Annotated in this window: 13 protein-coding genes; 12 read left to right on the top strand and 1 reads right to left on the bottom strand. The window is 62.5% G+C overall.

Annotated elements, in window-relative coordinates:
• Nucleotides 1-81 precede the first annotated feature (81 nt).
• Nucleotides 82-996 carry a hypothetical protein gene (locus C5L14_RS03215; protein WP_105860547.1) on the bottom strand — a complete coding sequence of 305 codons (915 nt, stop codon included), beginning with the start codon at nucleotides 994-996 and terminating at the stop codon, nucleotides 82-84.
• Nucleotides 997-1,267: 271 nt separating this feature from the next.
• Between C5L14_RS03215 and C5L14_RS03210 the strand changes: the two genes are divergently transcribed.
• From C5L14_RS03210 to C5L14_RS03155, 12 genes are all read left to right on the top strand, one after another.
• Nucleotides 1,268-1,954: a response regulator gene (locus C5L14_RS03210; RefSeq protein ID WP_105860546.1), complete on the top strand. Its 687-nt coding sequence runs from the start codon at nucleotides 1,268-1,270 to the stop codon at nucleotides 1,952-1,954.
• A gap of 614 nt (nucleotides 1,955-2,568) precedes the next feature.
• A complete protein-coding gene (gene tssB / locus C5L14_RS03205) occupies nucleotides 2,569-3,087 on the top strand; it encodes a type VI secretion system contractile sheath small subunit (RefSeq protein ID WP_209432117.1) in 519 nt (172 codons plus the stop codon).
• Between the two features lie 54 nt (nucleotides 3,088-3,141).
• A complete protein-coding gene (gene tssC, locus C5L14_RS03200) occupies nucleotides 3,142-4,635 on the top strand; it encodes a type VI secretion system contractile sheath large subunit (protein WP_105860545.1) in 1,494 nt (497 codons plus the stop codon).
• Between the two features lie 119 nt (nucleotides 4,636-4,754).
• Nucleotides 4,755-5,243, top strand: a complete 489-nt coding sequence (locus C5L14_RS03195; RefSeq protein ID WP_105860544.1) for an Hcp family type VI secretion system effector — start codon at nucleotides 4,755-4,757, stop codon at nucleotides 5,241-5,243.
• 199 nt (nucleotides 5,244-5,442) lie between these two features.
• The gene (locus C5L14_RS30250; protein WP_181160997.1) at nucleotides 5,443-5,997 is read left to right on the top strand and encodes a type VI secretion system baseplate subunit TssE; all 555 of its coding nucleotides are present in this window, start codon (nucleotides 5,443-5,445) and stop codon (nucleotides 5,995-5,997) included.
• Nucleotides 5,998-6,001: 4 nt separating this feature from the next.
• Nucleotides 6,002-7,966 carry a type VI secretion system baseplate subunit TssF gene (gene tssF, locus C5L14_RS03185; RefSeq protein WP_105860542.1) on the top strand — a complete coding sequence of 655 codons (1,965 nt, stop codon included), beginning with the start codon at nucleotides 6,002-6,004 and terminating at the stop codon, nucleotides 7,964-7,966.
• Nucleotides 7,963-9,093: a type VI secretion system baseplate subunit TssG gene (gene tssG, locus C5L14_RS03180; protein ID WP_105860541.1), complete on the top strand. Its 1,131-nt coding sequence runs from the start codon at nucleotides 7,963-7,965 to the stop codon at nucleotides 9,091-9,093. The genes tssF and tssG overlap by 4 nt, the downstream gene beginning before the upstream one ends.
• 5 nt (nucleotides 9,094-9,098) lie before the next feature.
• Nucleotides 9,099-11,732, top strand: coding sequence for a type VI secretion system ATPase TssH (tssH, locus tag C5L14_RS03175; RefSeq protein WP_105860540.1), 2,634 nt, complete (start codon nucleotides 9,099-9,101; stop codon nucleotides 11,730-11,732).
• 54 nt (nucleotides 11,733-11,786) lie between these two features.
• Nucleotides 11,787-12,128, top strand: coding sequence for a peptidoglycan-binding domain-containing protein (locus tag C5L14_RS03170; RefSeq protein ID WP_105860539.1), 342 nt, complete (start codon nucleotides 11,787-11,789; stop codon nucleotides 12,126-12,128).
• Between the two features lie 54 nt (nucleotides 12,129-12,182).
• Entirely contained in the window at nucleotides 12,183-12,917 is a 735-nt protein-coding gene (locus C5L14_RS03165) for a hypothetical protein (protein ID WP_105860538.1), read from the top strand.
• A gap of 222 nt (nucleotides 12,918-13,139) precedes the next feature.
• Nucleotides 13,140-13,979: a hypothetical protein gene (locus C5L14_RS03160; RefSeq protein WP_146126818.1), complete on the top strand. Its 840-nt coding sequence runs from the start codon at nucleotides 13,140-13,142 to the stop codon at nucleotides 13,977-13,979.
• A 79-nt stretch (nucleotides 13,980-14,058) separates the two neighbouring features.
• Nucleotides 14,059-14,895 carry a peptidoglycan-binding domain-containing protein gene (locus C5L14_RS03155; RefSeq protein WP_105860536.1) on the top strand — a complete coding sequence of 279 codons (837 nt, stop codon included), beginning with the start codon at nucleotides 14,059-14,061 and terminating at the stop codon, nucleotides 14,893-14,895.
• The last annotated feature ends 110 nt before the right edge of the window (nucleotides 14,896-15,005 follow it).

Below are 15,005 nucleotides of genomic sequence, written 5' to 3'. Positions count from 1 at the left end.
CGTGCGAGCCGATCATAGGCCGGGGCGCCCTCGTGGCACATCCTACAAACAGGGGGAGCCAGCCGGAACCCGCCGCATTTCCTATTTCGAGCCGAACTTGTCGAAGGTGCCGCCCCAGCTGAGCGTGAGCGTCTGCTGGCCGTCGTGCCAATAATAATTGGCCTGAATGGTCGAGTTTCTGAGGCGAACCAGGTCCGCCGACACGCCGATCGGCAGCAATGCCTTGCCGATGTCCCTGACGTCGCCGATGCCGGAAATACGGTTCACCCGCTCGGTCAGGCCGGCAAAGCCGTTCTCGGCATCGGAAAAGCGCAGGGAGATGCGATTGACCGCTTCGACCACGAGCGCCCCGACGACGTTGTCGCCGACCAGCCCGTCGAGCCAGTCCCGGAATAGGGTCTTGAGCAGCAATTCATTGGCGATATGTCCCCAGAAGGTGGGCGTGACCAGAGCGCCTTCGGGCATGGCCACCACGAAGCCGCGCTCGTCGATATGGATGTTGCACTTGTTCCTGGAGACCGCGGCATGAAGGGCAGTGAAGGTCAGGCGCTTGCCGGTCTCGCCGAAAGCGAGGGAAACGCGATCGCTGCCGTGACGAGGCAGCGGCGGCGCTATTCTCAACGAGGGCGGCGGCGGGCGCCATTGCTCGCGAAAGCCCTCGCCGACGGTGGCGCCGAACGACGCCTTGAGGGCCCAATGCTGCGGGTCTTCCTTCATGCTGATCATCGAAGCGTTGGCTGGACGCGGGCTGCGCGTGGTATCGATGGAGAAGGAGCCGGGTGCGGGCGTCTTGCCGGCGCCCGGCAGCTTCATGCGCCCTCCCAGTTCGGCGATGAGATCGTCCGGATCCACCGCCTCGAACGTGATGCCGTCAAGCGTGTTGTTCGCCACCTGCCGCGTGCCTGCCTTGATGTGCCTGGCGATATCGATCGGCGGGATCAGGTCCTTGCAGCGGGCCACGATCGTATCGAAGGTTCTTTGCTGGGACGCGTCCATGCTCGGTTTCCAAAAGCCTAAGCGAGGACCGCGAAGGGCAGGCAGTAATGGCAGGATCAAGCCTCGCCTGGGCCGGCAGGACCGGATCTAGTCCCGGGGACGTGGCGGGTGTGCGGCTTTTGTGGCAAGATTGACGCTAAAGGCGGGTCTTGGCAAGCTGGCGCGAACAGTGCACGCGAACGGGTGCCGGCTGTCACGGGCGAGGACGTTCCCCGCTCGATCGACGGCCGTTTTGCCGTGAAGACAACGTCGAACCGGACGATATCCTACGATGACAGAAACGACCCCCACGCCAGTGCCCCAGCCCCTCATTCGCGTCGCGGTCGTCGAGGACGATCCCGCGGCCCTGGAACGCATCACAGGGGCGCTGGAAGCGGCGCCCGACATCTCGGTGGTGGCCAATGCGCCGAACACCGCCACGGGAAAAACCCTGATCGACAAGGGCGGGTTCGACGTGCTGCTATGCGATCTCGGCCTGCCTGATGGCTCGGGCATCGGCCTCATCCGTTATGCGGCTCAGAAGTATACCGACGTCGACATCATGGTCATCACGATTTTCGCTGACCAGGACAAGGTATTGGAGAGCATCAAGGCTGGTGCTCGCGGCTATCTTCTGAAGGATGAGCGTTTCGACAGTTTTGCCGAAAGTATCCGTGAGGTTCGGCGCGGGGGCTCGCCGATCAGCCCGGTCATCGCCCGGCAACTGCTCAAGGAGTTTCAGCCGCGCGAGCAGGAAGCGGACAAGAAAGGCCTCGAATTGCTGTCGAAACGCGAACTCGAAGTGCTCAAACTCTTGGCGCGTGGTTTCACCTTCGTCGAAATCGGCGACATCCTCAAGATCGGCCGCAGCACCGTGGCGACCTATGTCAAGAACATCTATCAGAAGCTCGAAGTGAATTCGCGGGCAGAAGCCGTCTTCGAAGCGTCGAGCATGGGCGTGATCAACATGCCGCGCTAAGTGGCACCGAAAATCTGACGAACGGCCCGCGGGCGGAGATATCGAAACCTTCTTCGCGCAGCTCATCTTGGGCCTGGAATCAATCTTGCGTTCTATACTGAGTTAAGAGAAGATACTCCCCCAACAGGCATAGTCATCGCCGCGCGCTTCTCCGATCGTCGTAACATTCACAAGGAGGCGGGCAGGGGGAAGTCTTCGCACAAGATATTGCCGGCTCTCGATCTCATCGGGCCGGTGCCGGGTGGATCGAGGCCGCTTGCAGGGGCAGTTCCCCGCACGATGTCACGCCGGAATCACTTGGCTTGTTTAGACTGGCAATGGCCAGTCTCGTTTCCCGAAATTCCCGCAATACGGCCGGTTTTGCTTCGAAAGAGCCGGTCTGTGCCATCGACCACAGTACTCGACGAAGGGGGCTCGGTGCCGGCCCCCCAAATAGGGGATTACGGGGGAAGGGGTTTGGCGCAAGATGCGTATCACAAGGGGGATGACACCCGCCCGTTGGGCCGGCGCTCACCAACTTCAATGAATTCAAGCGCGATGGTTGGGAACTTTTCCGCCGGTTTTCTTCGATGGGCGGGAACTCCGACTGCAGCGTCGAGGAGAGAGACAAAATCATGGCCGACAGCGGACAGAAGTTCATCAAGCGCAATCGCCCGCCGCGCGTTCAGATCCAGTATGAAGATCCCTACAATGCGGAAAAACTCGTCGAGATTCCGTTTGTCATGGCGGTCATGTCGGATCTGTCCGGCAATGCTTCCGAGGTCGAGAAAGCGCCGATCGCCGAGCGCAAATATCTCGACATCGACATGGACAATTTCGATGACCGCATGAAGGCCATCAAGCCTGGCGTCAGCTTCAAGGTCACCAATCGGCTCGGCGACGCCAAGGGCGACGAGAAGATGTCGGTCAAGCTCAGCTTCGAGAAAATGAGCGACTTCAACCCGGCGCAGGTCGTCCGCAACATACCGGCGCTGGCGAAATTGCTGAAGGCCCGTGAGCAGCTCGCCAATCTGCAGCGCTACATGGACGGCAAGGTCGCGGCCGAGGATCAGATCAAGGCCCTTCTCAAGGACCCCGAGCTCATGCGGCTGCTCAAGGACAATAGCGAGCAGGCCAAGCCTGAAGAGGCCTGACGGCGGCTCCCGCCAGCAGATCAAGCCAGCAGATCAAGCCAGGAGTTCAGCCACATGGCCGAAACAGCCGCTACCCCCCAGACCGTTCCCGCAACCGAAACCCGCGACCTGGAGACCTTCTCCAGCCTGTTGCGCAAGAGCTTCAAGCCGCGCAATGACAGTGCTGCCACCGAGGTCGAGAATGCCGTCGCCACCCTGGTCCGCCAGGCCCTCGACGATACCTCGCTGGTCAAGGAAGACGTCCTCGATACCCTCGACTCGATGATCGCCAAGCTCGACGAGCAACTCTCGATCCAGCTCAACGAGGTCATTCACGCGCCCGAGTTCCAGAAATTGGAAAGTGCCTGGCGCGGCCTCAATTATCTCGTCTTCAATTCCGAAACCGACACCACGCTGAAGATCCGCTTCATGAACGTGTCGAAGGAAGAGCTCTTTCGCGAGTTCAAGGTCTATCCCGGTGCTCGCTGGGACCAGAGCCCGATCTTCAAGAAGCTCTACGAGGCCGAATATGGGCAGCTGGGCGGCGACCCCTACGGTGCCCTGGTGGGCGACTATTATTTCGACCACTCGCCGCCCGACGTGCAGCTGCTGCGCGACATCAGCAAGGTCGCGGCTGCGGCGCATGCGCCCTTCTTCGCGGCCGCCAACCCGGCCTTGTTCGGCATGGATAGCTGGAACGAGCTCTCCAATCCGCGCGATATCGGCAAGATCTTCGATACGCCCGATTACGCCGCCTTCCGTTCGCTGCGCGAACAGCCCGATTCACGTTATGTCGGCCTGTGCATGCCCCGCGTTCTCTCGCGCCAGCCCTATGGCGCCAAGTCGGAACCGGTGGAGGAGTTCGCCTTCGAAGAGGATACGGACGGCCATCAGGGCCGGAAATATGCCTGGATGAACGCGGCCTACGCCATGGCGGTCAACATCAACCGCGCCTTCAAGGAATATGGCTGGACGGTACGCATCCGCGGCGTTCAGTCGGGCGGCGAGGTCGTCAACCTGCCCACGCACACATTCCCCACCGACGATGGCGGCATCGACCTCAAATGCCCCACCGAAATCGCCATCAGCGATCGGCGCGAGGCGGAATTGTCGAAGTCGGGCGTGCTGCCGCTGATCCATCGCAAGAATACCGACAAGGCCGCCTTCATCGGTGCCCAGTCGCTGTACAAGCCCAGGAAGATGGATACGGACGAAGCGACGGCCTCCGAAAACCTCTCGGCCCGGCTGCCTTACATGTTCGCGGTCTCGCGCTTCGCGCATTATCTCAAATGCATGGTGCGAGACAAGATCGGCGCCACGATGGAACAGGATCAGCTGCAGAAATGGCTGCAGACCTGGATCAATCGCTATGTCGACGGCGATCCCAAGAACTCGACCGAGGCGATCAAGGCCAAGAAACCGCTGGCCGCCGCCAAGGTCGAGGTGTTCCCCGACGAAGAGAACCCCGGCTACTACGCCGCCAGGTTCTATCTGAGGCCGCACTACCAGCTGGAAGGAATGGATATCGGCATCAGTCTCGTCTCGAGACTGCCCAATAGCCAGAAGTAACACGACATCCAAGCGGGACTGCCTGAACGCTCCGGCGAGCGAACGATCCCGCTTGGCCAATTCAATCCGACGGATGCCTTCTGGAAAAGGTGGATCCGCTCACATCACAGGAGAGTAAAATGGCCCAATCAGACGCATTACTTCAGATCAACGGCATCGAGGGTGAAACCCAGCAGGACAGCCTCGACGGCTATATGGAGCTTTTGAGCTGGAGCATCGGCGGCTCGAACTCCTCGACCTTCGGCAGCGGCACCGGCGGCGGCAAGGGCAAGTCGGTCCTGCAGGACCTGCATTGCACCAAGACCGTGGACAAGGCCTCCGCCAACATCTTCAAATATTGCGCCTTCGGCAATCACATCGACGAGGTCAAGCTCGTCGTGCGCAAGGCGGCGGGCGAAGATAAGCTCACCTACATCACCATCACCCTGACCAACTGCTTCATCACCAGCTATCAGACGAGCGGCGGCTCCGACGGCGGCGCGATGGAGAGCTTCTCGGTCACCTATGAGAAGATCAACCACGAGTATCAGCCTCAGGACAAGACCGGCGCCGCCGACGGCGGTTCGATCGAGTTCACCTACAACGTCGCCACCGGCAAGGATCAGTAATTCCTCGCCTTTCGAGGGCGGACGGCTGCGCAAATATGGCGGCCGTCCGCCCGGCAGGGACTGCCTCTTCATCGCCGGACCCGGGGCAAGCGCGCTCATGATTGAAGGCGTGTTTGCTCCAGTTCCTTGTTTCGGCGCGTCTTTGCGATTCCGGCGGTTGCCGTTCCATCGCAAGACGCCTTCGCATGCGGAAGACCAAGTGAGCCGTTTCCGGGCTGTCAAGAGCGATCGTTTCGTACCTCCCATCATGCATGCCTTCCGGGAGGCCTTTCGGCTGCGCGATGCCGCCAAGCCCATCGACAATCGCAACGATGCCGGCGAACGCGTGATTGCCGGCCGGCGCACCTCGCCGCGCTCGGCGGTCGGCGAGACCGTGCTGCGCTCGGAACTGGGCGAGGACCTTGCCTCCTTGCTCAACACCGTGGAACTGGCGGCGATCGAGGATCTCGACGGCTTCGACGCCGTGGCGGCCTCGATCCTCAATTTCGGCCTGCCCGATCTGACCGCGATCGTGGCAAGTCCGGAGGCGGCGCGGCGGGTTGCGCTTCTGCTCAAGCAGAGGCTGGAACTGTATGACTGCCGGCTGGTGCCGGGCACGGTGGCCATATCGGGTGAGCCGCTCGACGACAGCGCTTCCGGGCAGCTTAGGTTCCATATCAGCGCCGAAATGGTGTCGACGCCCACCGATATTCCAATAGAGTTCGTGGCGGACGTCGAGGTCGAGAGCGGCAAGATCAGAGTCTTCAGATTGTGACGCCATGAACCGTGAATTCCTCGAACTCTACAATCGTGAACTTGGCATTCTCAAGGAGGAAGCCAAGCAGTTCGCAGCCGAGTTTCCCGGCGTCGCCGAGCGCCTGGGTGGGCTCCTGGAGAACAACACGGATCCGATGATCGCGGGGCTGCTCGAAGGCACCGCCTATCTGGCCTCCCGCGTGCAGCTCAAGCTCAAGCATGAATATGCCGAGTTCACCGACAATCTGCTCGACCAGCTCGTGCCCGATTATCTGGCGCCGGTGCCTTCGGCGGCGCTGCTGCGGGTGGAGCCGCCCTATGGCGATCCCAATCTCAAGGACGGCGTGAGGATCGCCGCCGGCTCCTATGCCGATGCGCGCTTCGTCGAGCGTGAACGCCGCATCGCCTGCAAATACCGCCTCGCCAGCGAGGTCACCTTGTGGCCTTTCGAGCTTGGCCAGGCCGAATATCTGAGCGGGCCGGCAACGTTGCAGGCCCTGGGCATCGAGGCCGGCCCGGCCAGCCAGGCGGGCCTGAGGCTTTCCCTGCTGCGGCGCTCCGCCGCCGACCGCCTCACCGAGCCTGCCGACAAGCAGGTGGCGCAGCGACCCGATTGCTGGTTTGCCAATTGCCGGACCGATGAGCTGGCCTTTCACATCATCGGTCAAGAGGGCGATGCGGTCAGGCTTTACGAGCAGCTCTTCGGCGCTACCACCGGCATCTATTTTCGCTATCTCGACGAAGCCGGCGATCCCGTCATCGTGCCGTTGCCCAAGGCCTGCCTTACCCAGATCGGCTTTGCGCCCGATGAACCGCTGTTTCCGTCCGATCGGCGGGTGTTCAGGGGGGTCGATCTCCTGCGCGAATATTTCGTGCTGCCGGCAAAGTTCCTCGGTTTCAGACTAAACAGTCTAAAAACCATATTATCGGCGATCAGGACCAATCGCTGCGACATCGTCATCGCCTTCAGCCAGGGGGACAGCCGGCTGCAATCGGTCGTCAGGGCCGACAGCTTCGCCCTCTACGCCGCCGCTGCCTCCAATCTCTTCGAGATGCAGCTGGCGCGCGTGCCGGTGAAGGACAACGAGCACGAATATCACGTCGTCACCGACCGCTCGCGCCATCTCGATTTCGAGGCCCACCGCCTGATCAGGATGCACGCCCATGTCACCGGCAGCGGCGACAAGGTGGAGGTCTATCCGCTCTATGCCGCGCCGCCGCTCGGGGTCTCCGCCACCGAGACGATGTTCTATACCGTGCGGCGCCTGCCGCGCCGTCGCTCGCAGGAGGAACGGCGCAATGCGCAGCCGACGCAATATGTCGGCAGCGACATGTTCGTCACGCTCACCAACCACCGCGACAGGGCGGATGGCCTCCACGTCGCCGAGCTCAGCCTGCGGGCGCTGTGTTCGAACCGCCACCTCACCGAGCATCTGCCGGTCGGGCAGGGGGGCGCCGACTTCATTCTCGAAGACCGGACCACGCTGAGGGTGGATTGCGTGGTCGGGCCGACCCTGCCGCGCGATTCCACCGCCACCGATCCGGAAGCACGCGGCCGGCATGGCGCAGGCGGCACTTCGGCCTGGCGGCTGATCAGCATGCTGAGCCTCAATCATCTCGGGCTCTCCGGCTATGGCACGCGGGATTCGGCGGCCTCGCTGCGCGAAATGCTCTCGCTTTTCGCCACGCGCGGCAGCGCCGCCATCGAACGGCGCATCCAGGGCGTCATCGCCGTCGACAGCAGGCCGATCACCCGGCGAATCCGCCAACGCACCGGCGCGGGCGTGGTGCGCGGGCTGGAAGTCACGGTGACACTCGACGAGAAGCACTTCGAAGGCAGCGGCATCTTTCTGCTCGGTGCCATCCTTGACCGCTTCCTCACCGAGTTCGTCGGCCTCAACAACGTGGTCGAGACCGTGATCCGCTCGACCGAACGCGGCGAGATCATGCGCTGGCCGGCGCAACTCGGGCGGCGGCAGCAGCTATGAGTACGCCTCCCGACATGCCGCAGGAGCGCTCTCCGGAAGAGTTGACAGACTTTTCGGCTAAGAAAGTGCGTCAAGACGAGGAGCTGGAAAAGAAGCGCGATTCGGAGGCAGCGCACTTTGTTCGAAAGCCGGGAAGTTACGACTTCCTCGACCTTCTGCGTCGCCTCGAGCATCTGGCCGGCGCCAAGCCGCGCATCGGCGAGAGCGCTTCCTCGGCTGAGGCCGTGGCGAGACTGGGCCAGCAGCCCCACATCGATTTTACCGATACCAATGTCGGCCACATTGCCGCATCCGAGGGACGGCCTGCCGAGGTCGAGAGCCGTTTCCTCGGCCTGCTGGGACCGCAGGGCGCCCTGCCGCTGCACACCAGCTATGAAGCGACCCATTGGGCCAATATGCGCGACGTGGCCTTCGCGCGTTTTCTCGACATCTTCAACAACCGCTTCCAGCAACTGTTCTTCCGGGCCTGGGCCAATGCCCGGCCGGCGGTACAGGCGGACCGGCCGAACGAAAACCAGTTTCTCACCTATCTCGGCGCCATGATCGGCATCGGCACGCCGGCCATGCGCGGGCGCGGCCAGCTTCACGATTTCTCCAAGCTTGCCCTGGCCGGCCTGATGGCGCCGGCGGTCAAGAGCGCTTCGCGCATCGAGGGCATGCTCGGCTGGCTGTTCGACGTCAAGGTCGAGGTACAGGAATTCGTCGGTGTCTGGCTGCCGCTGGAGGAGCGCGAACAGGCGGTGCTGGCGGCGGGCAGCTGTGCGCTCGGCGTCGACAGCATCATCGGCCGCTCGGCCTACAGCCTGAAGGACAAGTTCCGCATCAGGCTCGAAGTCGCCGATCTCGACGAGCTGGAGACCTTCCTGCCCGACGGCGTTCATTTCGAACCGCTGGCCGACATCATCCGCTTCTATCTCGGCGAGACCTTCATCTACGACGTCGAATTCGGCCTGGCGGAAAGCAAGACCAAGCCGGCCCAGCTCGGCGGTTTCGGCCGCCTGGGATGGACCTGTTGGATGGGCAGGAAGGGTGCGGCCGACGCCACGGTCGATCGCATGCGCTGGGACTGCCATTTCCATCCCGCCGAGATCCGCGCTGAGCGGCGCCGCAAACCGAGCAAAGGGTAGTTGCCATGGCCGATGTCAGCCTCGAAGTCCTCACCGGCAAGCTCAATCCGCTCGGCTATGACAGCTTCATGCAGGCCTTCCGCCTGGCGCAGGGCGCGGGCAACCGCAACCTGGAGCTGGCCCATTGGCTGCAGGCGGTGCTGCAGGCCGACCGCAGCGATCTCGCCTTGACGGTAGCCCATTTCAAGCTCGACGTCGGCCGGCTCTTGGCCGATCTCAGCGCCGTCACGGCCGGCTTTGCCATGAACAAGACCGAGCTGCCGGGTTTCTCCGACGACATTTTCGATGCCCTCAGCCAGGGCTGGAACTACGCCACGCTGATGTTCGGCGAAACGCAGGTGCGCACCGGCCATGTGCTCACCGCGATCCTGAAGGAACCGCGTCTGGCGCGCACGCTCAATGGCCTCTCCAAGCAGTTTCGCCTGATCGACGTCGAGCGGCTCACCAACGAGCATCGCAAGATCTGGCAGCAGTCGGCCGAAGAGAACATGCGCCCGATGGATGGCTTCGGTCCGGTCGCCAAGGGCGCGGGCGGCGATGCGGGCACCGCCGCCAAGGGCACCAGCGCGCTCGACCGCTACGCCGTCGACCTCACCGAGCGCGCCGCCAGCGGCACGATGGATCCCATCGTCGGCCGCGACGAGGAGATCCGCCAAGTCGTCGACGTGCTGATGCGCCGGCGCCAGAACAATCCCATCCTCACCGGCGAGGCCGGCGTCGGCAAGACGGCGGTGGTCGAAGGCTTTGCGCAGCGCATCGCGGCCGGTGACGTGCCGCCGCCACTCAAGGGCAACAAGCTCTACGCGCTCGACATCGGCCTGATGCAGGCTGGCGCCTCGATGAAAGGTGAGTTTGAGCAGCGCCTGCGCTCGGTGATCGATCAGGTCCAGGCCTCGGTGACGCCGATCATCCTGTTCATCGACGAGGCGCACACGCTGATCGGCGCCGGCGGCGCGGCCGGCACCGGGGACGCCGCCAATCTGCTCAAGCCTGCTCTGGCCCGGGGCACGCTCAGGACGATCGCCGCCACGACCTGGTCGGAATATCGCCAGCATATCGAGAAGGACCCGGCGCTGACCCGCCGTTTCCAGCCGATCAATGTCGGCGAACCCGGCATCGAGCAGTGCTGCAACATGATGCGCGGCCTGCTGGCGCCGATGGAGAAACACCACAACGTCCATATTTCGGAAGCCGCCGTGGTCGCCGCCGTCAAGCTGTCGAGCCGCTACATCCCTTCGCGCCAGCTGCCGGACAAGGCGGTCAGCCTGCTCGACACCGCCGCCGCCCGCGTGGCGGTGTCGCAGAACGCCACGCCCGCCGCGGTCGAGGATGTGCGCGTCGCCATCGAGGCGAGCGAGCGTGAGCTGAAGGCCCTGGAGCGTGAACGCGATGTCGGCAATGCCGACGAGAAGCGCATTGGCGAGGTGACGGAAACCATCGCGGCAGCCAGGGACAAGCTGGCGGCGCTGGAGAAGGCCTGGGGCGAAGAGAAGGCCATCGTGGCCGAACTGATGGCCGCGCGCCGGGACATCGCCGAAGGGGGCGAGGGGGCCGAAGCCGCCCGCGAAAAGCTCACCCGGATCATGGCCGACCTTGCCGCCATCGATCCCGAAAAGCGCATGGTCTATCCCTATGTCGACGAGCAGCCCGTGGCCTCGGTGGTCTCGGACTGGACCGGTATTCCAGTTGGCCGCATGGTCAAGGACGAGGTCGAGACCATCCTCAATCTCGGCGACATCCTGGCCAGGCGCGTGGTCGGCCAGGATCACGGCCTGAAGATGATCGCCCGGCGCATCCAGACCAACCGGGCCAAGCTCGACAATCCCGACAAGCCCATCGGCGTCTTCATGCTCGCCGGCCCCTCCGGCGTCGGCAAGACGGAGACGGCGCTGGCGCTCGCCGAGGCGCTCTATGGCGGTGAGCAGAACATGATCACCATCAACATGTCGGAATTCCAGGAGGCGCATACGGTCTCCACCCTGAAAGGGGCGCCTCCCGGCTATGTCGGCTATGGCGAAGGCGGCCGGCTCACCGAGGCCGTGCGCCGGCGGCCCTATTCCGTCGTCCTGCTCGACGAGGTGGAGAAAGCCCATCCCGACGTGCACGAGATCTTCTTCCAGGTCTTCGACAAGGGCGTGATGGAGGACGGCTCGGGCCGGCGCATCGATTTCAGGAACACGCTGATCATCCTCACCACCAACGCCGGCACCGACATGATCATGGCCGCCGCAGGGAACGGCTCGCAGAAGCCGGATCCGGAAGCGCTGGCGGTGGATCTCAAGCCGCATCTGCTCGATGTCTTCCCGCCGGCCCTGCTCGGGCGCATCGTCACCATCCCTTATTATCCGCTGTCCGGCGAGATGCTGGGCGCCATCGTGCGCCTCCAGCTCGATCGCATCGGCAAGCGCATCCGCGACAATCATGGGGCCCGCTTCAGCTATGACGATGCGGTGGTCGAGAAGATCGTGTCCCAGTGCAACGACCCCGATTCCGGCGGGCGCATGGTCGACAACATCGTCACCAACACGCTGCTGCCGGCGCTGTCTCAGCGCATCCTGGCGAAAGCGATCGCCGGGGAGCAGATCGGGGAGGCGAAGGTTGGGGTGGAAAACGGGGAGTTTGCGTACGATGTGGCCTGATCACGCGGCGAGCATGCACGGATCAGGCGTTCACGTCAGCAATGGAGGATTTTAATGGTGTTGCATTGTCGGCTTTTTGCGGGCGTACCGGAGCTGGAGGCTTGCCTCGTCAATGATCAGGCGCATCTCACCGCCGGCACGACCGGCCACCACGTCCGGCTTGTGCAGGAGGCGCTGGTCAAGCTCGGCTTCAACCAGATCGACGGCAGGGACTACATCGACGGCGTCTATGGCGCTTCCACGGCTGCCGCCGTGTTACGCTACAAGACATCGCGGCAGATCATCAACCGAGCCTATCAAAGCAGTCCGGACAATATCGTCGGCAAGATGACGATCAAGAGCCTCGATACTGAAATGCTGGCCCGGCAGAACGTTCCCACGCCTTCGATGCTTTGACGCACTCGCCTCTGCGGCGAGATCCCCATCCTTCCCTTTGCTGGCATCATCATCATGGACGTCATCGTCACCACCACGGAAAATCCCTGGTTCGGCTGGGCAAAATCCTATGTCGCACACCAACCGCAGGCTCGTGCCCTCGTCAAGATGACGGCAGGCCAGTCCATGGCGCAGACGCGGGACATCCTCAAGAGTGCGATCAGCAAGGCGGGCGCGGATGGCACGGTCATCATCAGCGTCGGACATGGCACGGCCCTGGATGGCAGCACGGTCGACGGCATGTGCGAGATCGCTCCCGGCGGCACGTTCAAACTGGTCGGCCTCAACGGTGCGGAAAGCCCGCACACCGTCAACGTGTTCTATGACCGTCCCCGCTTTGCCGGCCAGAAATCCGACATGGATTACGACATCGCCAACAATCCAAGCTCCGACCGCCTGGCACGTTGGAAGATCTATCAGGAGATCGGCGCGCATTTCAAAGCCATCAAACCATACAGGATGGTCCTGCTCACCTGCCGGGTCGGTAATGCCAGCGACTTCCTCAAGAAGATCGCCAATGACTGGGGTGTCGTGGTGCGAGCTTACACCAAGCGCGTGGCGTCCAACGAGGATGTGGTGACCGATCCCGGCAAGCCGCCCAAGAGCTTCTTCTATCTCTTCCTGGAGGGTGAGAAATATCCCGACGAGGGGCCTAATGGTGCCGAGCTCAATATCATCGCCCAGCAGGAGCTGCCTTATCGCCCAAGCTATCAGATCTCGGTCGGGCCGCCATTGCCCACGCCTCCCTGAATGAGTGCCATGCTTCGCGCGACTTCGTGCACGAGTCCGGTGTTTGTCGCCTTTGCTGAAGGATAAGACGAAATCCTGTCGACTGGGTGTGTTGCCTCCCGTCTTTGAGGGATATCCCGCCAGCAGCTTGAGTATAAAATAACAAATATCGACGGGGGAGCGTAACCAGGACAGCTCGGATATGCCGTATTCTTCAATGGGCTGCGCGAAATGGAGGGGATCGTGACGCCGAAAGAGTATCTGGATCGATACACCTATCTGAAGTTCTACAGTCCGCTCAACAATGAGCTCATCTCAGCCGGCATCACCATGTATGGCTCGGGCTGGGATTTCCGAAACGGCAAGGCCGGGACCGGCCAGGTGATGCAGCGTGAGCATGCGGCCTTCACAGCGGCGCTTCGGATGGCCCATCACGGCAATGCAAATACGCCATGCGGGGCCAAGTTCTTCTTCGACCAGCAGCCGCTCGGCCTGATCCAGCCGACCGAGGACTTCTACGCCACCACCTTCATCCAGGCCTTCGTCGGCAAGGGCAGCCCCGACGAGATCATCGACACGCTCCGGCTGGCTTATGCGATCGGCCGCATCGGCACGGGCAAGGACCTCGCGGGACAGCCTTGCGCCCGGGCGACGGCCCAGGCCTATGCAACGGATTTCATCACGCTCGACTGCAACGGGCTGGTCGGCAACTATTATGGCGGCAATCCCTCGGCCTCCATCGATGCCTATGCCTCGACCGCCCGGCGTCGGACCAGGATCGAAGACATCCAGCTGGGCGATGTGGTCGTCACCCATTGTACAGCTGCACCCTATGAGCATATCGCCCTGATCGATTCCTGCACCGTCAGCGGTTCGACCGCGAATATCCAGCTGGTCGAATGGGGCTGGTATGGCGGCGAGGAAGTCCACTATTCGAAGGAGCCGAAGGCCTATTCGATCGTTCAGGGACCGGAAAAAGCTTATGGCATCGGCTGGGCAGCCAGAAGCAACGTGAAACCGGTCGACACGTTCAGATACATTTTCAGGCGTCCGAGCGAGGAAGAGCCGCACGGATGGTCCTGATCTTCCATGCCGCAGATCTGGATAGTACCTGGAATTATTCGGCAACATCCGCCCGAGGACTGCGAGAAGGAGAGCCATCATGGCTTTGACATCTGTTCGTTTCAAGAATGAGCCCTCTTTGCAGCGCATAGAGGCCGGCAATGATGTCCTGCTGCGCGGCATGTCAGGTCGCCATGTCCATCTCCTGCAGATGGCCCTCGTCGATCTCGGCTTTGCCATGCCGATCTCGACCCAGAGCCAGGATTACAGCCCCGATGGTGTCTACGGCATCGAAACGGAGTCGGTGGTGAAGGCGTTCCAGCGGCGCAACCCACCCCTCGTCGAGGATGGCAAGCTGGGCCAGGCGACGATCCGGGAGATCGACAAGCAGATCGGCGGGTTCAAGCATCGCGTGCGGGTGCATTTCCGTTCGCTGGCCCTCAGCGACGTACCGTTCGAGCGCATCCTCTCCAGCGCCCAGGCCGTTTATGCCCAATATGGCATCGAGATATTCTTCGCCTCCGGCGAGTCGCTCGGCCTGACGCAGGAGGAAGAAAACCGCTTCAACGTCGTGGGGCAGAACTGCACCTGGCAGATGGATTCAGGTGAGTTCGCGGAACTCCACGCGCTTGGAACACCCGTCCCCAACAACGATGTGAAGCTGTTCTTCGTCAACAGGTTCCAGGAGAACAACGTGCTGGGCTGCGGCGGACATGCCACCGGCAAGCCGGCCTGCGCCGTCACGCATGATTGCTCGCGCTGGGATCCGGCCCACGAGATCGGCCACGTGATGTTGACCAGCTCCTTCTCGCCGGTGCATTCGGGCAGCACGCGCAACCTGATGTTCGCAACGTCGAGCAACGGGCCGACGCCCTTGGCGCTGACCGAAAAACAGCTGAAGCAAATCCGCAGTTCACCGGTCTGCCGCGCTGTTTGATGTGGGTAGCGGAACTGTATGGAGTAGCCCAGGCACGCACTTGAGGCGAGACGCGCGCGAAACATGGTGTGCCGTTCTCTAGATCGGCATCTTCCTGCGGGCAGATCCCG

The organism is Labrys okinawensis (assembly GCF_002982075.1).
In the GTDB taxonomy this organism is placed as follows: Bacteria; Pseudomonadota; Alphaproteobacteria; order Rhizobiales; family Labraceae; genus Labrys; species Labrys okinawensis_A.
Note: the sequence above shows the minus strand (reverse complement) of the source record. Positions and strands in the feature narration are given on the sequence as shown.